This is a genomic window from Mesorhizobium salmacidum (SeqCode), from assembly GCF_037179605.1.
Classification (GTDB): domain Bacteria; phylum Pseudomonadota; class Alphaproteobacteria; order Rhizobiales; family Rhizobiaceae; genus Mesorhizobium; species Mesorhizobium salmacidum.
Genome location: NZ_JAPYKS010000001.1, coordinates 89,773 through 116,307 on the forward strand (window position 1 = coordinate 89,773; position 26,535 = coordinate 116,307).

At 63.7% G+C, this 26,535-nt stretch carries 22 protein-coding genes and 1 pseudogene; 11 read left to right on the forward strand and 12 right to left on the reverse strand.

The features are described 5' to 3' along the window. Positions 1-76 precede the first annotated feature (76 nt). A complete protein-coding gene (locus O7A60_RS00440) occupies positions 77-1,054 on the forward strand; it encodes a complex I NDUFA9 subunit family protein (RefSeq protein ID WP_337104523.1) in 978 nt (325 codons plus the stop codon). 19 nt (positions 1,055-1,073) lie between these two features. Here the strand turns inward: O7A60_RS00440 and O7A60_RS00445 are convergent, their stop codons facing one another. Next, positions 1,074-2,447: a cytochrome P450 gene (locus tag O7A60_RS00445; protein WP_337104524.1), complete on the reverse strand. Its 1,374-nt coding sequence runs from the start codon at positions 2,445-2,447 to the stop codon at positions 1,074-1,076. Positions 2,448-2,657: 210 nt separating this feature from the next. Between O7A60_RS00445 and O7A60_RS00450 the strand changes: the two genes are divergently transcribed. Continuing rightward, the gene (locus O7A60_RS00450) at positions 2,658-3,227 is read left to right on the forward strand and encodes an NADPH-dependent FMN reductase (RefSeq protein WP_027142823.1); all 570 of its coding nucleotides are present in this window, start codon (positions 2,658-2,660) and stop codon (positions 3,225-3,227) included. An 11-nt stretch (positions 3,228-3,238) separates the two neighbouring features. Here the strand turns inward: O7A60_RS00450 and O7A60_RS00455 are convergent, their stop codons facing one another. Further along, positions 3,239-3,388, reverse strand: coding sequence for a hypothetical protein (locus tag O7A60_RS00455; protein ID WP_337104525.1), 150 nt, complete (start codon positions 3,386-3,388; stop codon positions 3,239-3,241). On the opposite strand from O7A60_RS00455, the pseudogene O7A60_RS00460 reads away from it, so the two are divergent. The 5 genes and pseudogenes from O7A60_RS00460 to O7A60_RS00480 all read left to right on the forward strand — a co-directional run. Further along, positions 3,387-3,710, forward strand: a pseudogene (locus O7A60_RS00460) (caspase family protein); the annotation flags it as partial. The gene O7A60_RS00455 and the pseudogene O7A60_RS00460 overlap by 2 nt on opposite strands. A 70-nt stretch (positions 3,711-3,780) precedes the next feature. Continuing rightward, a complete protein-coding gene (locus O7A60_RS00465; protein ID WP_337104526.1) occupies positions 3,781-5,637 on the forward strand; it encodes a caspase family protein in 1,857 nt (618 codons plus the stop codon). Between the two features lie 7 nt (positions 5,638-5,644). Further along, positions 5,645-5,938, forward strand: coding sequence for a hypothetical protein (locus tag O7A60_RS00470; RefSeq protein WP_337104527.1), 294 nt, complete (start codon positions 5,645-5,647; stop codon positions 5,936-5,938). Positions 5,939-6,083: 145 nt separating this feature from the next. Then, positions 6,084-8,555: a DNA topoisomerase (ATP-hydrolyzing) subunit B gene (gyrB, locus tag O7A60_RS00475; protein WP_337104528.1), complete on the forward strand. Its 2,472-nt coding sequence runs from the start codon at positions 6,084-6,086 to the stop codon at positions 8,553-8,555. A gap of 215 nt (positions 8,556-8,770) precedes the next feature. After that, positions 8,771-9,691 (forward strand): hypothetical protein, encoded by a 921-nt coding sequence (locus tag O7A60_RS00480; protein WP_337104529.1) that lies wholly within the window; start codon positions 8,771-8,773, stop codon positions 9,689-9,691. 74 nt (positions 9,692-9,765) lie between these two features. On the opposite strand, the gene O7A60_RS00485 is transcribed toward O7A60_RS00480, so the two are convergent. The 10 genes from O7A60_RS00485 to O7A60_RS00530 all read right to left on the reverse strand — a co-directional run bounded on the left by O7A60_RS00485 (position 9,766) and on the right by O7A60_RS00530 (position 21,806). After that, positions 9,766-11,172: an NAD(P)(+) transhydrogenase (Re/Si-specific) subunit beta gene (locus tag O7A60_RS00485; RefSeq protein ID WP_337104530.1), complete on the reverse strand. Its 1,407-nt coding sequence runs from the start codon at positions 11,170-11,172 to the stop codon at positions 9,766-9,768. Positions 11,173-11,178: 6 nt separating this feature from the next. Beyond that, positions 11,179-11,604 (reverse strand): NAD(P) transhydrogenase subunit alpha part 2, encoded by a 426-nt coding sequence (locus O7A60_RS00490; protein WP_032935097.1) that lies wholly within the window; start codon positions 11,602-11,604, stop codon positions 11,179-11,181. Beyond that, a complete protein-coding gene (locus O7A60_RS00495) occupies positions 11,604-12,878 on the reverse strand; it encodes a Re/Si-specific NAD(P)(+) transhydrogenase subunit alpha (protein WP_337104532.1) in 1,275 nt (424 codons plus the stop codon). Before O7A60_RS00495 ends, O7A60_RS00490 begins: the two co-directional genes overlap by 1 nt. Positions 12,879-12,966: 88 nt before the next feature. Beyond that, on the reverse strand, positions 12,967-13,191 hold the full coding sequence (locus tag O7A60_RS00500; protein ID WP_027142816.1) for an aa3-type cytochrome c oxidase subunit IV: 225 nt from the start codon (positions 13,189-13,191) through the stop codon (positions 12,967-12,969). Between the two features lie 163 nt (positions 13,192-13,354). Continuing rightward, positions 13,355-13,504 (reverse strand): DUF3096 domain-containing protein, encoded by a 150-nt coding sequence (locus O7A60_RS00505; protein ID WP_337104533.1) that lies wholly within the window; start codon positions 13,502-13,504, stop codon positions 13,355-13,357. Between the two features lie 122 nt (positions 13,505-13,626). Then, positions 13,627-14,397, reverse strand: a complete 771-nt coding sequence (locus tag O7A60_RS00510; protein WP_337104534.1) for an N-acyl amino acid synthase FeeM domain-containing protein — start codon at positions 14,395-14,397, stop codon at positions 13,627-13,629. Between the two features lie 158 nt (positions 14,398-14,555). Then, on the reverse strand, positions 14,556-16,871 hold the full coding sequence (locus tag O7A60_RS00515; protein WP_337104535.1) for a putative bifunctional diguanylate cyclase/phosphodiesterase: 2,316 nt from the start codon (positions 16,869-16,871) through the stop codon (positions 14,556-14,558). A gap of 91 nt (positions 16,872-16,962) precedes the next feature. Then, positions 16,963-20,454, reverse strand: a complete 3,492-nt coding sequence (locus O7A60_RS00520) for an indolepyruvate ferredoxin oxidoreductase family protein (RefSeq protein ID WP_337104536.1) — start codon at positions 20,452-20,454, stop codon at positions 16,963-16,965. Between the two features lie 217 nt (positions 20,455-20,671). Further along, entirely contained in the window at positions 20,672-21,205 is a 534-nt protein-coding gene (locus O7A60_RS00525) for a hypothetical protein (RefSeq protein ID WP_337104537.1), read from the reverse strand. Next, on the reverse strand, positions 21,198-21,806 hold the full coding sequence (locus O7A60_RS00530; RefSeq protein ID WP_337104538.1) for a CGNR zinc finger domain-containing protein: 609 nt from the start codon (positions 21,804-21,806) through the stop codon (positions 21,198-21,200). Before O7A60_RS00530 ends, O7A60_RS00525 begins: the two co-directional genes overlap by 8 nt. A 141-nt stretch (positions 21,807-21,947) precedes the next feature. Here O7A60_RS00530 and O7A60_RS00535 point away from each other — a divergent pair, with 141 nt between their 5' ends. From O7A60_RS00535 to O7A60_RS00550, 4 genes are all read left to right on the forward strand, one after another. Further along, on the forward strand, positions 21,948-22,853 hold the full coding sequence (locus O7A60_RS00535) for a branched-chain amino acid ABC transporter permease (RefSeq protein ID WP_337104873.1): 906 nt from the start codon (positions 21,948-21,950) through the stop codon (positions 22,851-22,853). 180 nt (positions 22,854-23,033) lie between these two features. Then, on the forward strand, positions 23,034-23,639 hold the full coding sequence (locus O7A60_RS00540; RefSeq protein WP_027142809.1) for a TRAP transporter small permease subunit: 606 nt from the start codon (positions 23,034-23,036) through the stop codon (positions 23,637-23,639). Next, complete coding sequence (locus tag O7A60_RS00545) at positions 23,639-25,426, forward strand: TRAP transporter large permease (protein WP_337104874.1); 1,788 nt, start codon at positions 23,639-23,641, stop codon at positions 25,424-25,426. Before O7A60_RS00540 ends, O7A60_RS00545 begins: the two co-directional genes overlap by 1 nt. Positions 25,427-25,445: 19 nt before the next feature. After that, positions 25,446-26,474 (forward strand): zinc-dependent alcohol dehydrogenase family protein, encoded by a 1,029-nt coding sequence (locus O7A60_RS00550; RefSeq protein WP_337104539.1) that lies wholly within the window; start codon positions 25,446-25,448, stop codon positions 26,472-26,474. Positions 26,475-26,535: the final 61 nt, after the last annotated feature.

A 26,535-nucleotide genomic window follows, 5' to 3' on the forward strand; every position in this document is an offset into this window, starting at 1 on the left:
CACCCTTTGCCTTTAGCGCAAAACGGACTATGAAACGGCTCAGCCAAGCCATCTGGAACGCGCGCCGGAGCCCGCCATGACCGAAATCCTGCAGACCCCAAAGCTCGTCGTCGTCTTTGGCGGGTCAGGCTTTGTCGGCCGTCATGTCGTGCGGGCGCTGGCCAAGCGCGGTTATCGCATCCGGGTCGCCTGCCGGCGGCCCGATCTTGCCGGCCATTTGCAGCCACTCGGCAATGTCGGTCAAATCCAGCCGGTGCAGGCCAATGTGCGCGTACGCTGGTCCGTCGACCGCGCCGTGCAAGGCGCCGATCACGTCGTCAATCTCGTCGCCGTCCTGCATGAGAGCGGCCGTCAGAAATTCTCCGCCGTGCACGAATTCGGTGCTCGCGCTGTCGCCGAGGCCGCGCGCGCCGTCGGCGCCGGGCTCACCCATATTTCGGCGCTCGGCGCCAATCTGGAGTCCGAATCGGTCTACGCACGCACCAAGGCGCTGGGTGAAAAGGCCGTTCTGGAGACGATCGCGGACGCCGTCATTTTCCGGCCGTCGATCAATTTCGGGCCGGAGGATGCGTTCTTCAACCGCTTCGCCAACATGGCGCGTTATTCGCCGGTGCTGCCGCTGATCGGCGGCGGCCAGACCAAATTCCAGCCGGTCTATGTCGGCGATGTTGCTGAAGCTGTTGCGCGCTCGGTCGACGGCAAGATCGATGGCGGGCAGGTCTACGAGCTTGGCGGCCCCAACGTGCTCACCTTCGAGGAGTGCATGCAGGAAATGCTCACCGTGATCGAGCGCAAGCGCCTGCTGGTGCCGGTGCCGTGGTGGGTGGCCAACATCCAGGCCTCGATCCTCGGCCTGCTGCCCAACCCGATGCTGACCAAGGACCAGGTGACGCAGCTGCGCGAGCACAACATCGTTTCGGACGAAGCCGCCAAGGCCAACCGGACACTGGCGGGGCTCGGCATCCAGCCGCAATCGATCGCGACGATCCTGCCCAGCTACCTCTGGCGCTTCCGCGCCGCCGGCCAGTTCCAGCAGCGCAAGCCCGCGGTATAATCTCCAGAAGCGTCAGCCCTCAACGATGACGAGGCGTGATCCGCATCGGCAGCCCGCCTTGCGGCTGCGTGGTTAATTTCTGCACCGGCCAGGGTTTTGTTTCAGCGGTCGCGTCGAAGCGGAAGCGTGACAAAAGGATGGCGAGCGCGATGATCGCCTCCTGCATGGCGAAACTGGCGCCTATGCAGACGCGCGGTCCCGCGCCGAAGGGCAGATACTGGAAGCGGTCGATCTTTTCACGGTTTCCCGGGTGGAAGCGTTCGGGCAGGAAAGCGTCGGGCCGGTCCCACAACTTCCTGTGGCGGTGGACGACCCACGGCATCACCAGCACGGCGGCGTGCTTGGGAATATAAAGGTCCCTCCACATTTCCGGCACGATCGGCTCGCGGTTGATCGATGGCGCCGGCGGGTAGAGCCGAAGCGCCTCGTCGAAGGCGGCGCGTGTCAGCGGCATGACGTCGAGCCACTTCGTCGGATCGGGCTCGCGCGCCAGCACCTGGTCGATCTCCTGTTCGACGCGGTCGCGCTCCCAGGGCGATTCGGCCAGGCAATAAAGCGTCCAGCCTAGCGCGCGCGCCGTGGTCTCGTGGCCGGCACCGATGAAGGTGATGATGTTGTCCTCGACTTCCGGGCGTGTCAGTCCGTCGGGGCCTTCGGCCTTGAGCAGCAGCGTCAGGAAATCCTGGGGCACGGCATCGGGGTCGCGCCTGAACTTCTCTTCGCGCATCTTGACCGTGTCGGTCACGATCTTGCGAAAATAGGCCATCGTCTTGCGGCCGCGGATGCGGGTCAGCCGTGGCAGCCAGTCGGGCGCACGCAACAGGTCGAGCGGGTCGACGCGGCCCATGGTCTCGAACAGGCGGTCGATCTCGTTTTCGAAACTGCCCGGCTCGCCTGCGATCTCGCCGGAAAACAGCGTCTCGGCCAGGATGTCGTAGGTAAGCAGCGTCATGTCATGGGCGATATCGGACGTGCCGCCCGCCTCGTAACGGGTGACGAACTCCAGCGTGCGTTTCAGCATCGGCTGGGCAAAGCCGAAAATGTGGCGCGGTGTGAACACCGGCGCAATCGCCTTGCGCGACCGCTTCCACACCTCGCCCTCGGCGGTCAGCAGGCCATCGCGCAGGATCGGCCTCAGGATCTTCTGGCGCACCGTCGCCATCTTGTAGTTTTTGGCGTTGTCGACCAGCACATGGCGGATCAGGGCGGGATCATTGGCGATGACCAGCGGCCCGCCGGCGCCCTTGGCCGAAATCCAGGGTTCGTTGTAGGTCGGCTCGCCCCAGAGTTCGAGCGGGTTGCGATAGACGATGCGGATCATCTCCAGCGTCGAAGGCGGCGACGTGCGCGGCTTCGGGGCGGGAGGAACGAAAGGGGCGGGCTGAGTATCCATGGAGTGCTCCGCTGTTCCCATCAATGTAGTGGCTGGCACACCGGGCGTCCATGTGGCCAAACGGCAGAGCGGACCATGACTTCAGGAACGCAGGGCAGACAGTCTGTTCATCCGATCGTGACCGTTCCGTCAGGGCTCCGACCTTGTCCGCTGGAACGCTCTGCCGTAGTGACGGTCACCAACGGATACCGCCCGACAAAGGAGCCTGCCTTGAAGCACCTGTTGAACATCATCATCGGCAGCACGCGGCCCGGCCGCGCCGGCTCGGTTTTTGCCGAGTGGCTGGAGACGTTCGCGCGCGAGCACGGAAAATTCGAGCCGGTGCTGACCGACATCGCCGCGTTCGGTCTGCCGGTGCTGGACGAACCCTATCATCCAAGGCTCGGCAATTATCAAAACGACCACACCAAGGTCTGGTCGAAGGCGATCGACGCCGCAGACGCCTTAGTCTTCGTGGCGCCGGAATACAATTATTTCGTGGCGCCCGCGATCGTCAACGCGATCGACTATCTCGCCCGCGAATGGAAATACAAGCCAGCCGCCATCTTCAGCTATGGCGGTGTTTCCGGCGGCCTGCGCGCGGCGCAGGCGCTGAAACCGCTGCTGACCGCGGTCGGGATCATGCCGATCCCGGAAGGTGTCGCGCTGCCGCTGTACCAGAAGCTGCTCGACGAGAATGGCGCCTTCGATGCCAGCGAGCAGGTGCGGGGCGGAACCAAGACCATGCTGGACGAACTGTTGCGCTGGAGCGAGGCGTTGAAACCAATGCGCGCTGCCTGAGAGAGCCGCTCTCAGCGCGGCTTGCTCGCGCCATAAAGAGGTGGAATGGTCGGCAGATGACTGAGCCGGGGGCGGTTCGACTTGCGTTTGCTGTTTGCCTTGCTGCTGATGCTTGCGACCACCGCCGCGGCGGTGGCGGAGCGGCGCGTGGCATTGGTCATGGCCGATGACGACTACCGGCTGGTCCGGCCGCTTGCCAACCCCATCCATGATGGCGAGGCGATGGAGGCGGCGCTGAAGAAGCTTGGTTTCGAGGTGGTGCTCGAAACCAATCGCGACCTCAGGCGCATGCGCCGCGCGCTCGACGATTTCCGCGAAGACGCCAAGGGCGCGGACGTGGCGCTGGTGTATTTCTCAGGCCATGGCGTCGAAATATCGGGCGACAACCGGCTGCTGCCGGTCGATGCCGACGCGTCTTCGCTCGATGCGCTGGACAAGACCAGCCTGCCGCTGGAAGAGGTGCGCGACGCGGTCGCCGCCACCGCGAAAGTCGGGCTGATCGTGCTCGATGCCTGCCGCAGCGATCCGTTCTCGGGGAGCAGCGGCACCGGTCGTGGCGCCGACCTCGCTGGCCAAGGATGTCGCCGACAGTGTAAAACCGGGTCTTGGCCGCATCGGGCGGGCGGAAAACATCCTGTTCGCGTTCTCGGCCGCACCCGGCGAGACGGCCGCCGATGGCGCCGGCCAGAACTCACCCTTCACCACGGCGTTGACCAAATATCTCGGCACCGACGGGCTCGAGATTCGCTCGGTGCTGACGCTGGTGCAGCAGGAGGTCTACGACCTGTCGCGCGGCAAGCAACTACCCTATGTCGAGAGCGGCCTGCCGAAGCTGTTTTTCGCCGCTGCCGCCAAGGAACAATTGCCGGAGCGCGAAAGGCTGCTGCTGGCCATGGCCGACGTGACGCCGGAGATGCGGGGCGAGGTCGAGCGGATCGCCAGCGACGCCGACATGCCGCTGGCGCCGCTCTATGGGGCGTTGATCAGCGCCGACACCAGCCATCTATCGGCGGAGAGCCTGAATGCCCGGCTGCGCGAGGCGGCGGACGCCTTCGTCAAGGTGCGCGCCGAGATGAAGACGCTGGCTGCCGACGATCCGCGTGTGACGGACCTGCGCCGTCAGGCCGAGGAGCAGCTGGCCCTGGGTGCCTTCGGCACCGCGCAGGCGAAGTTGGCCGAGGCGGTCGGCATCGACGAAGTGTCGCGCAAGGCGCTGAAGGTGAATTTCGTCGATCGAACGCTGTCGCAAGCCGCGACGCTGTTCCTGTCGGCGGGCACGGCGCGCGCCGACCTCGATTATGCGGCGGCCATCAAGGGCTATGAAACGGTGCTGTCGCTGTATGGCGAGGCTGGGCAGACCCCGCTCAGCCTGGAACAAGCCGACCGCCAGAGCAGCACGCTGGACGAGCTCGGTCTGCTCTATACGACGGTCGGCAATGTCGAGGCGGCCGGCCGGGCCTTCACCGCCCTGTTGGCCAACCTCGAGCAGCGGTCGCTTCGGGAAACCGATCCCAGCGTCAAACGCGATCTCGCCATCAGCCACATCAAGCTCGCCAACATAGAGATGGCGCAAGGCGACCTGCCAAACTCGCTCGAAAACTATGAGGCGGCCAGGGGCATGCTGCAGGAGCTGACCGCAAGCGTGCCGGGCAAGAAAGACTGGCTCGGTGATCTTGCCATGGCCAATGACAAGATCGGCAACGTGCTGGCGACGCAAGGCGATGTGGGTGCGGCGGCCCAGGCCTATCAACAAAGCCTGTCGATCAAGCAGAAATTGGCCGACGCCGAGCCGAACAGCGCTTATCTGCTGCGCGACCTGACCATAACCTATGACGAAATCGGCGACCTTGCCCGTACCGCCGGCCAGTTGAACAGCGCCCAGACCGCCTTTGAAGAGAGCCTGAGACTCCGGCTGGCGCTGGCCGAGAACAAACCCGACGACCTTGAGCGCCAGCGGACTGTCTCTGTCAGCCACGAGAGGATCGGCAACGTGCTGCGCGAGCGAGGCGACGCCGCCGGTGCGCTTGTGGCCTACAACAAGAGCCAGGCGATCGCCGGGAGCCTGGTGCGCCGCGACCCTAACGATACCGACTTGAAGCGCGACCTGTCGATCAGTTACGCCAAGATCGGCAACGCGCTCAACGACCAGGAGAACTGGCCGGCAGCACTGGTCTCCTATCAGAAAGCGCTGGCCGTAGCGCGTGACCTTGCCCGGAGCGACCCCGGCAACACCGGCTGGCAGCGCGACCTGTCGGTCTGTCTGGAAAAGGTTGCCAGTGTGCTTGATGCGCAGGGCAATGTCAGCGAGGCTGCAAAACTACCAGGACAGTCTTGCCATTGCCGACCGGCTGGCCCAGCTCGACCCAGGCAATTCCGACTGGCAACGCGACCTGTCGATCACTCTGTCTGAAATCGGCATGCTGGAGACCAAGCAGCGCCACTTCGAGGGCTCCAAGAGGGCCTTCGAAGCCAGCCTTGGCATCCGCCAGCAACTGGCTCAGTCCGATCCGAACAACGCGGTTTGGCAATTTGATCTGGTGCAGGCTTACATCAACTATGCGTATGTGGCCAAGGATCCGAAGGCGGTGCTGACCAAGGCGCTGAACCTGACGCTGGAGCTCGACCGCACAGGCCGGCTGGCACCCAGGGACAAATCCACGATCAAATATTTGCGCGGCCTTCTCGCCAAAATCAACGCCCGAAAAAAATAGCCGGCCACCGGCTTGGGATTTGCGCCGGAAATGCCTGCAAACCTTGGAAAAACCGCCTTTAGCGCCTATATCTAGTCGATCTCAGAAGCGCGATTCGGGGCCAATTTTTCGCGCTGCAAAAACGGCATCTAGACAATAGGTTTTCATGAGCGACCAGACCGAGAACACCAACGGCGCTGAAGCCGAATACGGCGCCGATTCCATCAAGGTTTTGAAGGGGTTGGATGCTGTCCGCAAGCGGCCGGGCATGTATATCGGCGACACCGATGACGGCTCGGGCCTGCATCACATGGTCTACGAGGTGGTCGACAACGCCATCGACGAGGCGCTGGCGGGCCATGCCGACCTGGTTTCGGTGACGCTCAACCCCGATGGCTCGGTGACGGTTATCGACAATGGCCGTGGCATTCCGACCGACATTCACCCCAGTGAGGGCATTTCGGCGGCCGAAGTGATCATGACGCAGCTGCATGCCGGCGGAAAATTCGACCAGAACTCCTATAAGGTGTCTGGCGGCCTGCATGGCGTCGGCGTCTCGGTGGTCAACGCACTATCGGCCTGGCTGAAGCTCAAGATCCGCCGCAACGGCCAGATCTTCGAAATGAGCTTTACCCATGGCGATGCCGACGCGCCGCTGAAGGCGACCGGCAGCTACGAACAGAACAAGCGCCCGGGCACCAATGAGGGCCGCAGCGGTAGTGAGATCACCTTCTTTCCGTCCGCCGAGACCTTCACCATGGTCGAGTTCGATTTCGGCACGCTGGAGCACCGGCTGCGCGAGCTCGCCTTCTTGAACTCCGGCGTGCGCATCGTGCTGACAGACGCCCGTCATGCCGACGTCGTGAGGCATGAACTGCACTATGACGGGGGGCTCGAAGAGTTCGTCAAATATCTCGACCGGGTCAAGAAACCGCTGATCGAGAAGCCGATTTCCATCAGGGCCGAGCGTGACGGCATCACCGTCGAAGTGGCGATGTGGTGGAACGACAGCTATCACGAGAATGTGCTGGCCTTCACCAACAACATTCCGCAGCGCGATGGCGGCACACATCTGGCCGGTTTTCGCGGCGCGCTGACCCGCCAGATCACCGGTTATGGCGAATCCTCGGGCCTCACCAAGAAGGAAAAGGTCTCGCTGATCGGCGACGATTGCCGCGAAGGCCTGACGGCGGTGCTGTCGGTCAAGGTTCCCGATCCGAAATTCTCGTCGCAGACCAAGGACAAGCTGGTCTCGTCGGAAGTCCGTCCCGTGGTCGAGGGGCTGGTCAACGAAGCGCTCGGCACGTGGCTCGAGGAGCATCCGGCCGAGGGCAAGGTTGTCGTCGACAAGGTGATCCAGGCCGCGGCGGCGCGCGAAGCCGCGCGCAAGGCGCGCGACATCACCCGCAAGACCTCGCTCGGCGTCACCTCGCTGCCGGGCAAGCTGGCCGACTGCCAGGAACGCGACCCGGCGAAGTCCGAAATCTTCATCGTCGAGGGCGACTCGGCCGGCGGCTCCGCCAAGGGCGGCCGCTCGCGCCAGAACCAGGCGATCCTTCCCCTACGCGGCAAGATCCTCAATGTCGAGCGGGCCCGCTTCGACCGAATGCTCTCGTCCGACATGATCGGCACACTGATCACTGCGCTCGGCACCTCGATCGGCAAGGACGAATTCAACGCCGACAAGCTGCGTTATCACAAGATCATCCTGATGACCGACGCCGACGTCGACGGCGCCCATATCAGGACCCTGCTGCTCACCTTCTTCTTCCGGCAGATGCCGGAGCTGATCGAGCGCGGCCATCTCTACATCGCCCAGCCGCCGCTCTATAAGGTGACCCGCGGCAAGAGCTCGCAATACATCAAGAATGAGAGCGCCTTCGAAGAATTCCTGATCGTTTCAGGGTTGGAGGAAGCTTCCCTTACGCTTGGCTCTGGGGAAGTGCGGACCGGACAGGATCTGCACGGCGCCGTTGCCGATGCGCTGGCTGTGCGCCAGCTCATCAACGGCTTGCACACGCGCTACAACCGCAATGTCGTCGAGCAGGCGGCGATCGCCGGCGGGCTCAATCCCGATGTCTTCGCCGATCTCGGTCGCGCCAACGCGATGGCGGAGCGGATCGCGCAACGCCTCGACATCATTGCCGAAGACACCGAGCGCGGCTGGACCGGCCGCATGTCCACCTCGAACGAGGGCATCGGCGGCTATGTCTTCGAACGCACCGTGCGCAGCGTCAAGGAATATGCCCATCTCGACATGGCACTGATCAATTCCGCCGACGCACGCCAGCTCGACCGCTACGCCCAGCGCCTCAGCGAGGTCTACGGGGCGCCGCCGGTGCTGCGCCGCAAGGAGGTGTCCGAAACCGTGTCGGGACCGCTGGCGCTGCTCAACGCGGTCTTCGCGACCGGCCGCAAGGGACTGACCATGCAGCGCTACAAGGGTCTCGGCGAGATGAATGCCGAGCAGCTCTGGGAGACCACGCTCGACCCGAATGTGCGCTCGCTGCTGCAGGTCAAGGTCAATGACGCGACCGATGCCGACAGCCTGTTCTCGCGGCTGATGGGCGACGAGGTGGAACCACGACGCGAATTCATCCAGGACAACGCACTGTCGGTCGCCAATCTGGACATTTGAGGTTTCGCCCAGCCTTTTCGGTACATTGGCGTAGCTCGGGCGCGCGCCAATAATGAGGACCTGCCGGAACAGAAGGCCTTCAGAGACATTGTGACAGTGTCGATCACAATTTCTTGCAGGAGGCTTTCATGGGACGCGGCATTCTACTCTGGTTGCTCGGAGTTCCGATTCCGATCATCATTCTTCTCATGCTTTTCATGCGATAGGGGGCCGCTATGCAGTCCGCCACCCTATCGCCTGTCGACGTATCAGCTTCAACGGAATCGTCCTCCACCGCCGTCAGCTGGGGACCGATCATTGCCGGCGCCTTCGCGGCCTCGACGCTGACGTTCATCCTCATGCTGCTCGGCTCGGGCCTTGGATTGAGCATGGTCTCGCCATGGTCGGGTTCCGGTGCATCGGCCACCACTTTCGCGGTCTCGACCGCCATCTGGCTTATCATCGTGCAATGGCTGTCGTCGGGCGTCGGCGGCTACCTCGCGGGCCGGTTGCGCACCAAATGGGTCGGCATCCACACCGACGAGGTCTATTTCCGCGACACCGCGCACGGCTTCCTCGCCTGGGCATTGGCCACCTTGCTGGTCGTCGGCGTGCTCGGCTCGGCGCTTTCCGCCGCGATTGGTTCAGGCGTCCAGGCCGTGTCCACCGTGGCCTCGGGAGCCGCCATGGGTGCGTCGGCCGGTGCCTCCGCCAATGCCAGCGCCACCTCGGCCGATAATGCGACATCCTATCTAGTGGATTCGCTGTTCCGCCCGGCCGATCCGGCCAAGCTCGCGACCGCCAATCCAGGCGACGAAGCGGCCGCGGCCGGGCAGGCCTCGCGCATCCTGATCGCCGGCGCTGTCGCCGGCGAGGTCCCCGCGGAAGACAAGACCTATCTTGCCCATTTGGTCGCCGCGCGAACCGGTCTTTCCGAGGCAGACGCCAAGACGCGTGTCGACACGGTGCTGGCGAAGGCGCAGGAAGCGAAGGTCAAGGCAAAACAGGCGGCCGACACGGCAAGGAAGGCAAGCGCCACCTTTGCGCTCCTCGGCGCCTTGTCGCTGGTCATCGGCGCCTTCATCGCCAGTGCGGCCGCCGCGCTCGGCGGCCGGCAGCGCGATGAAGAGGAAGCGGTCTTCCTGACCAACGGTTGAAGGCAGCATCACGCCACAATCGCAGAGCCCGGCATCGACCGGGCTCTTTCTATTCGACGGTCAAGGCCGCCCGGTCAGTGATCCATGGCCTTAACGATTTCCTCGGTCATCTTCTTGGCGTCGCCGAGCAGCATCATGGTGCCGTCCTTGTAGAACAGCGTGTTGTCGATGCCGGCATAGCCGGAACCGAGCGAGCGCTTGACGAACAGGCAGGTGCGCGCCTTGTCGACGTCGAGGATCGGCATGCCGTAGATCGGACTGCTCTTGTCATCACGCGCGGACGGGTTGGTGACGTCGTTGGCGCCGATGACATAGGCGACGTCGGCCTGGGCAAACTCGGAGTTGATGTCCTCGAGCTCGAACACTTCGTCGTAAGGCACGTTGGCTTCGGCGAGCAGCACGTTCATATGGCCAGGCATACGGCCGGCGACCGGGTGGATGGCGTACTTCACGTCGACGCCGTTGGCCTTGAGCTTGTCGGCCATTTCACGCAGCGCGTGCTGCGCCTGGGCGACCGCCATGCCGTAACCCGGCACGATGATGACCTTCTGCGCGTTCATCATCAGATAGGCGGCGTCGTCGGCCGAACCCTGCTTGACGGTGCGCTCGATGCCGTCATCGGCGGCAGCCGCCGTTTCGCCGCCGAAACCGCCGAGAATGACCGAGATGAAGCTTCGGTTCATACCCTTGCACATGATGTAGGACAGGATCGCGCCCGACGAGCCGACCAGGGCGCCGGTGATGATCAGCGCCAGATTGCCGAGCGTGAAGCCCAGTGCGGCCGCTGCCCAGCCCGAATAGGAATTCAGCATCGAGACGACGACCGGCATGTCGGCGCCGCCGATCGGAATGATCAGGAGCACGCCGAGCACCAGCGATGCGGCGACGATCAGCCAGAAGACGAGCTTCGATTCGGTGGCGACCAAAAGCACGATCAGCACGATCAGGGCGATGCCAAGCGCGGCATTGATGAAATGACGGCCGCCGATCATGATCGGCTTGCCCGACATGCGGCCGTCGAGCTTCAGGAAGGCGATGACCGAGCCGGTGAAGGTGACGGCGCCGATGGCGACGCCCAGGCTCATCTCGATCAGGGCCTGGGCATGGATGTCGCCCATGGTACCGATGCCGAAGCTTTCGGGCGCGTAGATGGCCGCGGCCGCGACCATGACGGCGGCGAGACCGACGAGGCTGTGGAAAGCGGCGACCAGCTGCGGCATCGAGGTCATGGCGATGCGGCGCGCGGTCACGGCGCCGACGCCGCCGCCGATGGCGAGACCGAGCACGATCAGACCGTAGCGGCCGGCCGACGGGACCAACGGGACTGCCAGCGCCAGTGTGGTGGCAATGGCGATGCCCATGCCGATCATGCCGTAGAGATTGCCCTGGCGGCTGGTGGTCGGGTGTGACAGGCCGCGCAACGCCATGATGAACAGGACGCCGGAAACCAGATAGAGGAAGGACGCGAAGTTGGCGTTCATGGCGCTCTACTTGTCCTTCTTCTTGTACATGGCCAGCATGCGCTGGGTGACGAGAAAGCCGCCGAAGATGTTGACCGAGACCAGCATCAGCGCGACGAAGCCAAAGCCGGCGGCGACGCCGGAGGCCGCTATGCCGACCGCGAGCAGCGCGCCGACGACGATGACCGAGGAAATGGCATTGGTGACCGCCATCAGCGGCGTGTGCAGTGCGGGGGTCACCGACCAGACGACGTAGTAGCCGACGAAGATCGCCAGGATGAAGATGGCGAAACGGAAGACGAAGGGATCGATGGCACCGCCCGACAGCGCGTGCGCGGCGTCACCGGCGGCCTCAGTGCCACCCGGGGCATTGGCCAGGTTCTGCACCGCGAGCCTGACGGCGGCACTCGCCTGGTCGAGCTGGTCCAGGGCTTTCTGCAAGGTCTGATCCATCACGCGGTCCCTTTCGGCTTCGGCGAGGGTGACTTGGATGCGGCGGTCTTCCGGGTCGCTGACTTCTTCGGCGCAGCCGAAGCATCGGCGACCATGGTCGTGGCCGGGATCGCGGGCGGCTCGATATAAGGCTGCTGGTCGGCCTTGGCGAAGGCCGGATGGACGACCTTGCCGCCATCGGTCAGCATCGTCGCCTTGACCAGATCGTCTTCGCGGTTGATGGCCAGCGTCTTGGTGGTCTTGTCGACTAGCGTCTCGAGGAATGCGAACAGGTTCCTGGCATAGAGCAGCGAGGCGGATGCCGCGATGCGACCCGGCACGTTGAGATGGCCGACGATCTTCACATTGTTGGCGGTGGTGACGATCTTGCCCGGCTCGGCACCCTCGACATTGCCGCCACGCTCGACGGCGAGGTCGACGATTACCGAGCCCGGTTTCATCGAGGCAATCATGGCGGCAGAGACAAGCTTCGGCGCCGGCCGGCCTGGGATCAGCGCCGTGGTGATGACGATGTCCTGCTTGGCGATATGCTCGGCGGTGAGCGCCGCCTGCTTGGCCTGATACTCCTTCGACATTTCCTTCGCGTAGCCGCCCGCGGTCTCGGCGGCCTTGAACTCCTCGTCCTCGACGGCCAGGAATTTTGCGCCGAGCGAGGCGACCTGTTCCTTGGCGGCGGGCCGAACGTCGGTGGCGGTGACGACCGCGCCGAGACGGCGCGCCGTGGCGATCGCCTGCAGGCCGGCGACGCCGACGCCCATGATGAAGACCTTCGCCGCCGGCACCGTGCCCGCGGCCGTCATCATCATCGGCAGCGCCCGGTCATATTCGGCGGCTCCGTCGATCACCGCCTGGTAGCCGGCAAGATTGGCCTGGCTGGACAGCACGTCCATCGATTGCGCGCGGGTGATGCGCGGCATGAACTCCATCGAGAAGGCGGTGACGCCGGCTTTGGCAAGGGCCGCGACTTCAGCATCGTTGCCGTAGGGATCCATGATGGCGATCACCGCGGCGCCGGCTTTGTAGCCCTTCAGCTCGGCATGCGTTGGCCGGCGAACCTTCAGCACGACATCGGCCTTGGCGACATCCGCCGCCTTGCCGATGGCAGCGCCTGCCTTGGCAAACTCCTCGTCGGGGATGCGCGAGCGGGTGCCGGCACCGGCTTCGACGATGATGTCGAAGCCCAGCCCCGCCAGCCGCTTCACCGTATCGGGCGAAGCGGCAACGCGCGGCTCGTTCGCATCGAGCTCACGAGGGATGAAAACCGTCTGTCCCACCGCATGATCCTTTCGGCTGGAACCTGTCTGCGCGAAGTGTCGGCCGGGATATCCGGCTACTTCAACCGCAAGAGGGTTTTTGGAAGGTCTATCGCAGAATGAAGGCGCCGACGGCCAGAATAAGCACGAACAGGATCAGCGCAGAGAAGAACCCGCCCGCGAAGAAGCCGAAAGCCATCGCCAGAAGAAGCGCACCGCAGAAGAGCGAACCATATTTGGCCAGGGCCAGGAAGCCCGCATAGGTGCGGTCATGCTCGGCATAGTCCATCTTCGCGCCCAGTTCTGCAGGACCACTCGGCGTATGCTCAGCCATAGGAATACCCCTTCGAAGACATCTTTCAGGCACATACCGAAAAGCCGCGCGGAGAGCAATGGCGCTATTGCCGCATCGCAGCCGACAACTGCCTCAAGGGAAAATAGAAACAGGCGGGCCGATGCCCGCAGGGATGGGTTTTGTGCGAGGCCTGCCCAGCGTCTCAGCCAGCAAGGTGAGGAAAAAGCCCGAGCAGCCCAACGATGATCAGATAGAGCGCGACGATATAGTTCAGCAGCCGCGGCATGATCAGGATCAGCACGCCGGCGATCAGCGAGATCAGCGGCGTGAGCGCGGGCTGGGATAGATGCATGTCGTTGTCCTTTCAAGAAGCGATAAGCATCAACTCGCGTCGACGCCGCTAATCACAACGCGGTCAGGCCTGGAAAGCTCCATCGACCCGCAGGAGGCGTAAGGCCCGGAAATGGCGTGGGGTCAGGCCGCCTCGAAATACTTGGCCGTGGGCAAAATGGTCAGCGGCGCCAACTCGCCCCGCCTGGGGCGTTGGAAAAGCATGCGCTGCTCGAACGCCGTGGAATTGAAGAAAGGGAAACGATCCAGCGTCGCCTGCATGTTCTCGGAGCATTTCGACTGGAACAGATGCACGGGAACGGTAAGTCCGGGATAATTCCGCGGCGGCACCGCCTGCTCGGAACGGAAGATGCGATGATAGAAAGCGGAATGCTCTTCCTTGATCGCCGTCAGACAATAGGTTGGCTTGAAATGGCTGCAGGCGACCACCGCCAGCCTCAACGTGATGTAGGGCAGCACCCGCAAACTGCTCGACCACTCGAGATCGGCGGCGAACCGGCTCGGGTCGACGAACGTCTCGCCAGAAGCCAGACGCCGTGACAGCACGTCGCCGAAAACATCGGTGCTGGGTGAAACAGGATACCTCGCGCTGGCGTAGTGAATTCTGATGGTGCTGACGAGCGTGCCGTCGAAGAAGACGCCAAAGCGGTAAGAATTGGGCAGATCGTCGAAGCTGTCCTTCACCATGCGGGAAGCATCTGATTTTACCATGCCGGCGTGAAGGTAGGAATTGTAGCGAAGCTTATAGATCGCTTCCAAATCCTCGGCGCCATCGCAAAGGCGATACTCCACGTGCTCCAGAACATCCATGATGTGATCTGTAAACACCGAAGGACGATTCTTGTCCCTGCCCGCAGCCGCCGCCAGCGGCCTACTCACCAACTTATTGTCCATTTGACCCTCGTACCGCCGCACAAACGACCATAGCGAAGCGCTGGAGGAACAAGAAGCAAAATTGCGAGCTTTCGCGTTTACCCTAAATTAACGTTAACAGATCGTAAATAACGAGCACGGGAGCATCATGCCTCTCGACGAATGACTTCAGGACGATGTCAGGTGGTGGCGCGCTGCTTGAGCGGCCGCAATTCGGCAGCGAAGGGCCAGGTCACGTTGGACATGGTTTCGATGCCCGACGCGCTGAGCGCGGCGCCGAAAAGGAAGCCCTGGACAAGATCCGGCTTCACCGATTGCATGAGAATCTTGAGCTGCTCGAATGTCTCCACACCTTCGATGGTGACGGAGAGTCCGAGGATGCGGATCAGGTCGACGACGCCCTTCAACAGCTCGAGCGAGCGCGGATTGTGGGTGATGTCCATCACGAACGACCGATCGATCTTGATCTTGTCGAGTGGCAGCTTGTGCAGATAGCTCAGGCTTGAATAGCCGGTGCCGAAATCGTCGAGGGCGATGCGGACGCCGAGCTGCTTCAGTTCCTCGATATATTGGCGGGTCAAGGACTTGTCGTCGAGCAGCGCGGTTTCCGTGACTTCGATTTCCAGGCGGCTAGCGGGGAGCCCGGAGTTCGCCAAGGCATCGCGCACCTTCTGGATGACGTCGCGGCTGCGGAAATCCCTGGCCGAGAGATTGACCGAGACGCTGGTCTGGTCAGGCCATTTGGCGCATTCGGTGCAAGCCGCATGCAGCACGAAGGTGCTGATCTCGGAAATGATGCCCATCTCCTCGGCAAGCGGAATGAAGATGCCGGGCGAAATCGGCCCGAGATCGGGATGATCCCAGCGGCAAAGCGCCTCGCAGCTGGCGATGCGCATGGTGTTCATCGCCACGATCGGCTGATAGACGACCCGCAGGTCCCTGCTTTCCACGGCGGTGCGCAGATCCGCCTTCATCAGCTGGCGGTTGCGGAACGCGGCGTCCATCGCCGCCTCGAACAGCCGCCAACCGTTCTTGCCCAGTTCCTTGGCCTTGTAGAGCGCCAGGTCCGCCTTGACGATCATGGCGTCGACATCGATTTCGTCGACCTTGGACAGCACCGCGCCGGCGCTGGCCTGAATCCGCAACCCATGGCCCGCGACGTCGACCTCTCCCTGCAGCTCGGCGAAAATCTCGTCGAGCAGGCTCGCCAGATGGCTCTCATCATCAATGCGATCGAAGAACAGCATGAACTCGTCGCCGCCGAAGCGGCTGACGGTAAGGCCTTGTCCGGCAATGGCCGCCAGCCGCTCGGCGACGGCGTAGATCAGGCCATCGCCGACAGGATGGCCGAGCGTGTCGTTGACGCTCTTGAAATCGTCGAGGTCGACCACGGCCAGGCCGCACATGCGATCGCGGTCGCCCGAGGCCATCAATTCGCCGACCAGTTCGTGGAAATAGGCGCGGTTCGGAAGGCCGGTGAGGTTGTCGTAGCGCGCCATGAACCGGATCTTTTCCTCCGCTTCGACACGCGCCGTGACGTCCTCGAAGGTGATGACGCCCAATTCCTGGTTGCCCTCGCGCGCCGAGAATTCGAAGTGCTGTCCGTTGGAAAAGGAAACCAGCACCTTGCGGTCGCGCCCTTCGCGCAACGCGCGCGTCAGCTGCGCCTCGACATAGCGGCAGTCCTTTGGTGCGAGCATGCCGCCGGCGACGCCGCGCAAGAGCAGCGAATGGATCGACCGTCCGAGCAACTGGTCCGGCGATTTGAGCGACATCAGACGGGCGGCTTCCGCATTGCCGACGACGACCTTGCCATCGGGGCCGAGCATGACGAGGCCATGCGACATGGTGTTGAGGGCGCGATTGAAGCGCTGCGCGATCTGCCTCGCCTGCTTGTGTCCGACAACGGCCGAAAACAGCACGTTGCGGACATGGTCGGCGCTGCCCTTGATGATGAACATGAACGGAATGATCAGCAGGCCAAGCACGACGTAGGGAATGTCGAACCTGAGAATGAGGGCGGCGGCGATCGGCCCGACGAAGGTGACCGCGAAGATCATGACCATGCGCGGCGAGCCGTAATTTCGGCCCACGACAGTCACCAGCGAGGACAGCGTTACCGAAAGCGCGCCGATCTCGGCATAGGAATCCGAGTAGACATAGATGGAAATGAAGCAAAAGAACCCCAGCAATAACCCCTGAAGGCTTCCCTTCAGGATGTATTCGCGCTCCCACCTGGTCGCATCGGCGGCGTCGCGCATCACGCCACCCGAGCGGTGGAACCGCCGCAGGCTGAAGTAGCGCCAGACGCCGATGGCAAGCAGCGCGCCTGCGAGAACCAGGAAGATGGGTTGGCCGTTGCGCCAGTAGACCATGAGGCTGATGACGGCATGGCAAAGCGCGCCGATAACCAGCATATGCGCGTTGTCGAACAACGAGCGCACAAACTGGATATAAACATCCACCGGGATGTTATCGGTTTTTGTTCTGCCCATTACTGGCGCCCAATGAGCCTCAGCCTTGGCATAGTCCCATTAAAAAACCTTTAGCTTGGGCTCAAACGCCTGATTTTCGGGCGCTTTTGGCTCACTCGGCGGCCTGGAGTTCAGGCCTCGCCGGCGCCGCCGCAAAACGGTCGAGCAACCTGCGGCGCTCGCCCGCCGCCTTTTCGGCGCTTGCCCGCCGGACATGGCCATAGCCGCGGATCAGCGCCGGGACCGAGGCAAGGGCTACCGCGGCCTCGATTTTGCCCGGCGCCAGCGAGCTGGCCACGAGCTGCAGATCGGCTTCGTACTGCGCCAGCAATTGCCGTTCCATGCGCCGCTCGGCGGTGTAGCCGAACAGGTCGAAAGCCGTGCCGCGCAGGCCCTTCATCGCCGCCAGCAGGCGAAAGCCCTTCATCATCCAAGGCCCGAAGCTCGATTTCCTCGGCTTGCCGTCATTGCCGCGACGCCCCATGATCGGCGGCGCGAGATGGAATTCGAGCTTCTCGTAGCTCTGGAACTGCTTGCCAAGCTCGGCGGCGAAGGAGCCGTCGGTGTAGAGCCGCGCCACCTCGTATTCGTCCTTGATCGCCATCAGCTTGAACAGGCTTTTGGCGGCGGCCTCGGTCACGGTCGTCGAACCCGGCATGGCCTTGGTTTCCGCCGCTCGCAGCGTCGAGATCCTGTCGGCGTAGCGCTTGCCGTAAGCAGCGTTCTGATAGGCCGTGAGGAAAGTGCCTCGGTGGGCGATGATCTCGTCGAGCGTCTCGGCGACCGGCGCGGCGTGCCCGGTCTTGGCGAAGGTTGAGCCCGGCTGGGCGACGAGGCCGCGCACAAAATCCGGCTGATGTGCGGCGCGGCGGCCCCACCGGAAAGCGGCGATGTTCATTGCCACCGCTTCGCCGTTCAATTCAATGGCCTTTTCAACGGCTTCGGCCGAGAGCGGCAAACCACCGTGCTGGAAGGCAAAGCCAAGCATGAACATATTGGCGCCGAGCGAATTGCCGAACAGTGCGGTGGCGGTACGGGTGGCGTCGAAGAAATGGGCCTTGTCGTCGCCGGCGGCGGACCGGATCGCCTTCTTCAGGCGCTCGACCGGCAGCGAGAAATCGGCAGATCGGGCAAATTCGCCCGGCATGATCTCGGCGGTGTTGGCAAGGAAGATCGTATGGCCCTCGCGCACCGCCGTCAGCACCTTCTTGGCCCCCGATACGACGAGATCGCAGCCGAGCACGAGGTCGGCCTTGCCCGCCGAAACGCGGATGGCATTGATGTCTTCGGGTGTGCGGGCGATGCGGACATGGGTGAACACAGAGCCGCCCTTCTGGGCGAGGCCGGCCATGTCGATCATGCCGCAACCCTTGTCCTCCAGATGCGCCGCCATGCCGAGCACGGCGCCGACGGTGACGACGCCGGTGCCCCCGACGCCGTCGATAATCGCCGCCCAACCCTCGACGCCGAGCGGGAATTCCACTGGTGTCGGTACGCCTTCGAGCGGGTCGGTCTTGCCGGCCAGGCCTTCTGCCTTGCGGATCTTGGCACCGTGCACGGTGACGAAGGACGGGCAGAAGCCGTTGACGCAGGAGAAGTCCTTGTTGCAGCTCGACTGGTCGATCTTGCGCTTGCGGCCAAATTCGGTCTCGACCGGCTGGATCGAGACGCAGTTCGACTGCACGCCGCAATCGCCGCAGCCTTCGCAGACCAGTTCGTTGATGAAGACGCGCTTGTCAGGATCGGGAAAAGTGCCGCGCTTGCGGCGGCGGCGCTTTTCGGCGGCGCAGGTCTGGTCGTAGAGCAGGATCGATACGCCCTTGACCTCGCGCAGCTCGCGCTGGACGAGATCGAGGTCGTCGCGGTCGTGGATAGTCGCGCCCGCCGGAAACTCGGCCTTCCCAGCATATTTGTCGGGCTCGTCGGTGACGATGGCGATGCGGTCGACGCCCTCCGCCCGCACCTGCCTGGCGATCATGTCCACGGTCAGCCCGCCTTCATGCGGCTGGCCGCCGGTCATGGCGACGGCGTCGTTGTAGAGGATCTTGTAGGTGATGTTGGCTTCGCTCGACAGGGCGAAGCGGATCGCCAGCGTGCCCGAATGGTTGTAGGTGCCGTCGCCGAGATTCTGGAAGATGTGGCCGCGCTTCGAGAACGGCGCCTGGCCGACCCATTGCGCGCCCTCGCCGCCCATGGCGGTGAAGCCGAGCGTGTTGCGGTCCATCCAGAGCGCCATGAAGTGGCAGCCGATGCCGGCGGCGGCGATCGAGCCGTCCGGCACCTTGGTCGAGGAATTGTGCGGACAGCCCGAACAGAAGAAGGGCGTGCGCGATCCGATGTCGGTAGCGTCCTTCAGCATCGCCTGGAACTGGCGCAACTTCGCGACCCTTGCCGAAATCTCTTCGGACGGGCCGATGGTCTTCACGATCCTCTCGCCCAGTGCAATGGCGATCTCGTTGGGGTCCAGCGCCCCCTTGGCCGGGAACAGCCAGTCGCCGCGCTCGTCCTTCTTGCCGACGATGACCGGCTGCGTGGCAGTGCCATAAAGGCTTTCGCGCAGTTGCACCTCGATCAGCGAGCGTTTCTCCTCGACGACGACGATGGTGTCGAGACCGCGCGCGAACTCGCCGATGTGCTGCAGGTCGAGCGGCCAGGGGCAGCCGACCTTGAACAGCCGCACGCCGATGCGGTTGGCTTCCGCCTCGTCGATGCCGATATCCTCCAGCGCCTGGCGGACGTCGAGATAGCTCTTGCCCAGCGTGATGATGCCGAGCTTCGGATTGCGGCCGCCCGAATAGACGATCCTGTTCAGCCCATTGGCATGGATGAAGGCGGAGGCCGCGGCACGCTTGTGCTCATGCAACCGCTCTTCCTGGCCGAGCATGTCGATCTCGTGGCGGATGTTGAGGCCGCCCGGCGGCATGTCGAAATCCGGCACGACGATGTTCAACCGTTCGAGCGAGGCATCGACCGAAGCTGTCGATTCGATATTGTCCTTGACGCATTTGATCGCCGCCCAGGTGCCGGCGAAGCGCGACATGGCAAAGCCATACAGGCCGTAGTCGATGATCTCCTGGACTCCGGCCGGGTTCAGGATCGGCACCATGGTGTCGACGAAGAGGAATTCGGTGGCGTGCGCATTGGTCGAGGATTCGGCCATGTGGTCGTCACCCATGAGCGCGAGGACGCCGCCATATCTAGACGAGCCGGCGAGATTGGCGTGGCGGAACACATCGCCTGAACGATCGACGCCCGGACCCTTGCCGTACCAGACCGAAAACACGCCGTCATGGGTACCCTCGCCCAACAGTTCCGTCTGCTGCGAGCCCCAGCAGGCGGTGGCGGCAAGCTCCTCGTTAAGGCCAGGCTGGAAAACGATGTCGGCGCCAGCGAGCTGCTTTTTCGCCTTCCACAGCTGCATGTCCAGGCCGCCGAGCGGCGAGCCGCGATAGCCCGAGACAAAGCCTGCCGTGTTCAGGCCAGCACGGCGGTCGCGCTCGCGCTGCATCAGGAGCATGCGGATGACCGCCTGCGCGCCGGACAGGAAGATGCGCTCCTTGCCAAGATCGAATTTGTCGTCGAGCGCGACATCGTGCAGCGTCATCAGGCATTTCCTCTGCGAAGGCCGCGCCGGGCAGCGGCCAACGTCGGGATCGGATGACGCATCCTTTCTTCCCTTGCAAGACAGGTCAAACAAAATCGAAAGGACCAGCCAATGCGCAACAAACAGTCCGGCGGGTGCTGGGCCGCGCATGAAAGGGTGCGCCGACAGTGCGACGGTGCACAGAAATTCCGGGCGAAATCGATGCCGTCGGCAGGCGTCAGCCAGCTTTCGAGCAGTCCGGCTTCGGCTCGCCCGGCAGCTTGCCGTCGGGATGGCCGGCGAGATCGGGATTGGCCGTGTAGAGCTGGTCGATGACCAGCGGCCGGTCGGGCAGGATGGACTGGTCTTCCGTCGACATCAGCGTGGTGTCGATGGTCTGCAGGACGGCACCGTCGGCGCCCTTGATGCTGATGGCGATGGCATAGGGCTTGTTCTTGACGACGCAGGTGAGCGCCGGGCTTTCCAGGCTCACCTTGTCGAGCTTCGGCCAGATCTTCTGTTCGACCACGAAGGGCGCGCCGCCGGCCGGATTCTGGAAACTGGCGACCGCCACCTGACCCTCGCCCATCGGCCGCAAGGGCCGCAGCGTCACGACATAGGTCGCCCTGGCGAGACGGTAGTTGAAGACGAATATCTTGCCGGAAACCTCGAACAGCTTGCCCTCGCCGCCGGTATCGCGACAGGCGCCGAGCGCCATCGCCGCAACCAGCGCTACGCCAACAACGATCAAGCGGGAAAGAATTCTAGCCATTCCTGACCTCATTGGCCGCGATGCGGCGGCGATAGTGGCGGCTTGCCTTCTGCCGGTTGCCGCACACCGCCATGTCGCACCAAAGGCGGCTGGAATTGCGGCTTCTGTCGACGAACAGCCAGGTGCAGTTGGGGCAAATCCTGAGCCTCGCGACCGTGTCGCCGCGCAGCAGTGAAAGGGCTGAAACCGCCAGCGCCGCCTCGAAGGCGATCGGCGTCGCCGGATCGCCGAACGGCCGTCCCGGCGCCCCGATCTCGGTCCGGCCGGCGGCCAGGCCGTCGGCGCAGGCCCGCAGGAATTCAGGCAGGTCGGCGGTGGCGACCGCGCCCTTCGAGACCGCGCCTCGAAACAGCCGGTCGGTCGTCTCGCGGATCGACAGCACGACGGGCGCGATTGCAGCCGGCGAGGACACCGCCAGCCGCCTGTCGCCAAGCTCGACGGCGCGAAATCCGCTGGCCGCGTCGGCGAAGCGGGCGATTTCGACCGGATCGTCGAAGCGGTCGAACGTGCGCTCCGGATCGCCGCGCAGCACGACGGTGTTTGCCGTGTCGAGCGCAAGCAGGCCGCCGGCGAAGCGGTGTGGGGTCCAGGCGACTGTCATTCCGAAAATCTAACCGATAAATCGCATTTGACAAGTTAGATTCGGCGATGCAAACCTCAGATGCGCACGGTATGATCGCCTTTATCCGATCCGCTCCTGTCCGATCCGCTCTTGGGCGGGATGCTTGTGGTGTTGTCGAGCATGCTCTATTTCTTCCAGCAGGTGCTGAACGGGCTGCATTCGGGCGCGCTTTATGCGCTGCTCGCCTTCGGCTACGTGCTGACCAACGGCATCCTGCACCGCACCAACCTCGCCTATGGCGCGCTGTTTGCCTTCTGCGGCCAGGCAATGATCCTGAGCGTCGCCTTCGGCTACCAGGTGCTGTGGCTGACGCTGCTGGCTTCGGTGCTGTTCGGCGTTGTCGCGGCGTTCCTCTATGCCGCGCTCATCAGCCATGTCCTTTCACGCAGCGTCTTTGAACCCTTGGCCGACCGCTCGCCCAATGCCATCGTGGTGACGACTCTCGGCATCCTGATCATCCTGTCGGAAGCAAGCCGCATCGCGGCCGACACGCATGATCTGTGGCTGCCGCCGATGCTGGCCGAGCCCATCGTTTTCGCCGAAGGCTCCGGTTTCAAGGCGACGCTGACGCTGATCCAGGTGCTCGACTGCGTCGTGGTCCTGGCGGCGGTCGCACTCGCTACATGGGCGTTTGCCCGCTCAAACTTCGGCCGGTGCTGGCGTGCCGTCTCCGACGACCCCAGGGCCGCCGCCCTGTGCGGCGTCGACGTGCGTGGCGTGTTTAGGCGCGCCGTGCTGTTCGGAGGCTTCTGCGCCGCGCTGGCCGGGGTCATGGCCAGTCTCTATTACGGCAATGTCAGCTTCGGTTCCGGTCTGGTCTACGGCCTGAAGATCCTGTTCGTGACGGCTGTCGGCGGCTATCTCTCGCCGCCAAGGGCCGCGCTGGGCGCGGCCGCTTTCGGCATGGCCGAATCACTGTGGGCCGGCTATTTCCCGGTCGAATGGCGCGATGCTTGGATGTATCTGTTCCTGGTGGCCATGCTGATCCTGATCGGCGCCGGCCGGGACACCGGCAAGGTCGTCTGAACCCATCAGACTTTGGTTGCATGACGTATCGTCAGGCTGCGGTTTTCCACCGTGCCGCAAGGGCAGATGGCCTGCATCCTTCCTCCTCTTGTTGACCAACCGGACCACGCACTGCATACGGTTGGGCCAGGCGGCGCGACGAAAAAGGGGATCGCGCGTCACCGCATCAGGGAGGAATGCATGGCAGGGCTTCTCGCTCTATCCAGAACGATCGATCGTATGAACGAGTTCATCGGCAAATCGGTATCCTGGCTGATCCTGCTGGCCATCCTGGTGAGTGCGGCCAACGCGGTCATCCGCAAGGTGTTCGACACCTCGTCGAACGCGTGGCTCGAGCTGCAATGGTACCTGTTCGGCGCCGCCTTCATGCTGGCCGCCGCCTATACGCTGAAACAGAACGAGCATATCCGCATCGATATCGTCTACGGCCTGTTTTCACGCCGCGTGCAGCACTGGATCGACCTCTTCGGCCACCTCTTCTTCCTGATGCCGTTCGTGACGCTGATGGTGTTCTATTTCGTGCCCTACGTATCGCTGTCGTTCCACAGCGGTGAAATGTCGACCAACGCCGGCGGCCTGATCGTGTGGCCGGCCAAGGCCATCCTGCTGGTCGGCTTTTTCCTGCTCGCGCTGCAGGGCATTTCCGAGATCATCAAGAAGATCGCCATCATGCGCGGCATCATTGACGATCCCAACCCGTTCATTTCCGTGCACGAACAGGCTGAACTCGAAGCCAAGGCGCTCGCTGAAGAAGCCAAGGCGCTCGCTGAAGAGGTGCGTTCGTGATGGAGTTCATCGCCCAGAACATGGCGCCGATCATGTTCGCCTCGCTGATTCTGTTCATGCTGATCGGCTATCCCGTCGCCTTTTCGCTCGCCGCCAACGGCCTGATGTTCTTCTTCATCGGCGTGCTTTTGACGCCCTATTCGGGCGGCGCGATCAATCTCGCCTGGCCGCTGCTCTATGCGCTGCCGGACAATTTCTACGGCAGCCGGGTGATGTCGAACGATACGCTGCTGGCCATCCCGTTCTTCACCTTCATGGGCATCGTGCTCGAGCGATCGGGCATGGCCGAGGACCTGCTCGACACGATCGGCCAGTTGTTCGGACCGATCCGCGGCGGCCTCGCCTACGCGGTGATCTTCGTCGGCGCGCTGCTGGCGGCGACCACCGGCGTGGTGGCGGCATCCGTCATTGCCATGGGGCTGATCTCGCTGCCGATCATGCTGCGCTATGGTTATGACCGCAGGGTGGCATCGGGCGTCATTGCGGCGTCGGGCACGCTCGCCCAGATCATTCCGCCATCGCTGGTGCTGATCGTTCTCGCCGACCAGCTCGGCCGCTCGGTGGGCGACATGTATGCCGGCGCCCTGATCCCCGGCCTGGTGCTGACCGGCCTATACACGCTCTACATCGTGATCATGTCGATCGTCCGGCCCAAATCTATGCCGGCCCTGCCGCTCGAGGCGCGGACACTCGGCCATGGCGTGGTGTCCTTGCTGATCGCGCTGGTAACGGCCGTGGCCATCGCCTATGTGGCCTACCATTACCTGGTGCCCGCTCATGGCGACAATGCCGACATTCTCGGCGCGACGGTCGGCGTTATCTTCATCTACGTCGTCGCGATTCTCGACCGCGGCCTGAACATCAACATGATGTCGCGGCTGGCGCAGCAGGTCGTGATCGTGCTGATCCCGCCGCTGGCGCTGATCTTCCTGGTGCTCGGCACCATCTTCCTCGGCATCGCCACCCCAACCGAGGGCGGCGCCATGGGCGCGGTCGGCGCGCTGGCGATGGCGGCGATGAAGGGTCGGCTGTCGATGGACGTGATCAAGCAGGCGTTGGCCTCGACGACGCGGCTGTCGTCCTTCGTGCTGTTCATCCTGATCGGCGCGCGGGTGTTCTCGCTGACCTTCTACGGCGTCAACGGCCAGATCTGGGTCGAGCATCTCTTGACCTCGCTGCCGGGCGGCGAAGTCGGCTTCCTGATCGGCGTCAACATGCTCGTCTTCTTCCTCGCCTTTTTCCTCGATTTCTTCGAACTGGCCTTCATCATCGTGCCGCTGCTGGCGCCGGCCGCCGACAAGCTCGGCATCGATCTGATCTGGTTCGGCGTGCTTCTGGGCGTCAACATGCAGACAAGCTTCATGCATCCGCCGTTCGGTTTCGCGCTGTTCTATCTGCGCTCGGTCGCCTCGCGCGTGCCCTACCTCGACCGCCTGACCGGCAAGCAGATCGCGCCGGTGACGACGGGCCAGATCTATTGGGGCGCGGTGCCGTTCGTCTGCATCCAGGTGATCATGATCGGCCTGACCATCGCCTTCCCGCAAATGGTGATGCGCTACAAGGGCGCGGCCGTCGATTCCGGCACGATCGACTACAAGGTGCCGGAAATGCCCAGCCTGTCGCCGCTTGGCACGCCGGAAGGTGGCGGCGCGCCTGCCAATGGCGGTGGCGCACCGGCGGCGCCCGGCACGCCCGACCTGTCGCAACCGCCGAATTTCGGCGATACGCCACCAGCCAAGCCGGCGGCACCGACGCCGGACCTGTCGCAGCCGCCGAATTTCAACTGAGCTCGGAGGGGAAGACGCCATGAAAGCCGTGCGGCTGGAGAGAGTGGGCAGCATCGCGCTACGCGAAATTCCCAAGCCGGTCCCCGGTCCGGACGAGCTTCTGGTGCGGATCGAGGCCTGCGGTGTCTGCGGCACCGACCGGCATCTTTTCCACGGCGAGTTCCCCTGCAGGCCTCCAGTGACGCCCGGGCACGAATTCTCCGGCATCATCGAGGCGGTCGGCACCGCCGTCTCCGGCTTTGCCGTCGGTGACCGGGTCACTGGCGACCCCAACATTGCCTGCGGACGCTGCGGCCACTGCCATGCCGGCCGGGTCAACCTGTGCAGCAATCTCACCGCCATCGGCATTCACCGCGACGGCGGCTTTGCCGATTATGTGGTGATGCCGCAGAAACAGGCTTTTGTCCTTCCCGCGGATCTGAAGCCGACACATGGCGCTTTCTGCGAGCCGCTCGGCTGCTGCCTGCACGGCGTCGACCTTGCCGAGATCAAGCCGGGCAGTTCGGTTGTCGTGCTCGGCGGCGGTGTCATCGGCCTGCTCACCGTTCAACTGGCGCGGCTTGCCGGGGCCACCACCATCATCCTGTCGACAAGGCAAGCCTCGCGGCGCGCGCTTGCCCGGGAACTCGGTGCGACGGCGACGGTCGATCCCACCGCCGCCGATGTGATCGACGCCATCGCCGGTCCGACCGGCCTGATGCCTGATGGCGTCGACGTGGTGTTCGAATGCGCCGGTGTGCGCGAGACCGTCGAGCAATCGATGCGGCTGGCAAGGGCCGGCGGCACCGTCGTCATCGTCGGCGTGACGCCGCAAGGCATGAAGGCGGAATTCGAGCCCTTCGACCTGTTGTTCCGGGAGCTGAAGGTGCTGGGCTCGTTCCTCAACCCCTACACACACCGCCGCGCCGCCGCGCTCATCGCGTCGGGCGCCATCGAGATCGACCGGCTGATCTCCAGGCAAGTCACGCTTGAAGAGGCGCCGGCGGTGATCGCCAACGCGCAGGCTGCAGGCGAAGTGAAGGTGCTGGTGGTGCCGGGTTTGGGCTGAGGCGCGGGCTTCGGGCGTCTGGCAATTGCCGTCGCCGTTGAGCAAGGAAAAGCCCCGGGAC

Bases quoted from the DNA above. Each gene is read 5' to 3' on its own strand.
- O7A60_RS00545 (WP_337104874.1), top strand. From the start codon at position 23,639: ATGGAGTTCATCGCCCAGAACATGGCGCCGATCATGTTCGCCTCGCTG.
- O7A60_RS00510 (WP_337104534.1), bottom strand. From the start codon at position 14,397: ATGGACAATAAGTTGGTGAGTAGGCCGCTGGCGGCGGCTGCGGGCAGG.
- O7A60_RS00470 (WP_337104527.1), top strand. From the start codon at position 5,645: ATGCTGGAGACCAAGCAGCGCCACTTCGAGGGCTCCAAGAGGGCCTTC.
- O7A60_RS00490 (WP_032935097.1), bottom strand. From the start codon at position 11,604: ATGGATCAGACCTTGCAGAAAGCCCTGGACCAGCTCGACCAGGCGAGT.
- O7A60_RS00455 (WP_337104525.1), bottom strand. From the start codon at position 3,388: ATGACCAATGCCACGCGCCGCTCCGCCACCGCCGCGGCGGTGGTCGCA.
- O7A60_RS00480 (WP_337104529.1), top strand. From the start codon at position 8,771: ATGCAGTCCGCCACCCTATCGCCTGTCGACGTATCAGCTTCAACGGAA.
- O7A60_RS00535 (WP_337104873.1), top strand. From the start codon at position 21,948: ATGCTCTATTTCTTCCAGCAGGTGCTGAACGGGCTGCATTCGGGCGCG.
- O7A60_RS00530 (WP_337104538.1), bottom strand. From the start codon at position 21,806: ATGACAGTCGCCTGGACCCCACACCGCTTCGCCGGCGGCCTGCTTGCG.
- O7A60_RS00520 (WP_337104536.1), bottom strand. From the start codon at position 20,454: ATGACGCTGCACGATGTCGCGCTCGACGACAAATTCGATCTTGGCAAG.
- O7A60_RS00540 (WP_027142809.1), top strand. From the start codon at position 23,034: ATGGCAGGGCTTCTCGCTCTATCCAGAACGATCGATCGTATGAACGAG.
- O7A60_RS00505 (WP_337104533.1), bottom strand. From the start codon at position 13,504: ATGCATCTATCCCAGCCCGCGCTCACGCCGCTGATCTCGCTGATCGCC.
- O7A60_RS00550 (WP_337104539.1), top strand. From the start codon at position 25,446: ATGAAAGCCGTGCGGCTGGAGAGAGTGGGCAGCATCGCGCTACGCGAA.
- O7A60_RS00500 (WP_027142816.1), bottom strand. From the start codon at position 13,191: ATGGCTGAGCATACGCCGAGTGGTCCTGCAGAACTGGGCGCGAAGATG.
- O7A60_RS00485 (WP_337104530.1), bottom strand. From the start codon at position 11,172: ATGAACGCCAACTTCGCGTCCTTCCTCTATCTGGTTTCCGGCGTCCTG.
- O7A60_RS00525 (WP_337104537.1), bottom strand. From the start codon at position 21,205: ATGGCTAGAATTCTTTCCCGCTTGATCGTTGTTGGCGTAGCGCTGGTT.
- gyrB (WP_337104528.1), top strand. From the start codon at position 6,084: ATGAGCGACCAGACCGAGAACACCAACGGCGCTGAAGCCGAATACGGC.
- O7A60_RS00515 (WP_337104535.1), bottom strand. From the start codon at position 16,871: ATGGGCAGAACAAAAACCGATAACATCCCGGTGGATGTTTATATCCAG.
- O7A60_RS00445 (WP_337104524.1), bottom strand. From the start codon at position 2,447: ATGGATACTCAGCCCGCCCCTTTCGTTCCTCCCGCCCCGAAGCCGCGC.
- O7A60_RS00440 (WP_337104523.1), top strand. From the start codon at position 77: ATGACCGAAATCCTGCAGACCCCAAAGCTCGTCGTCGTCTTTGGCGGG.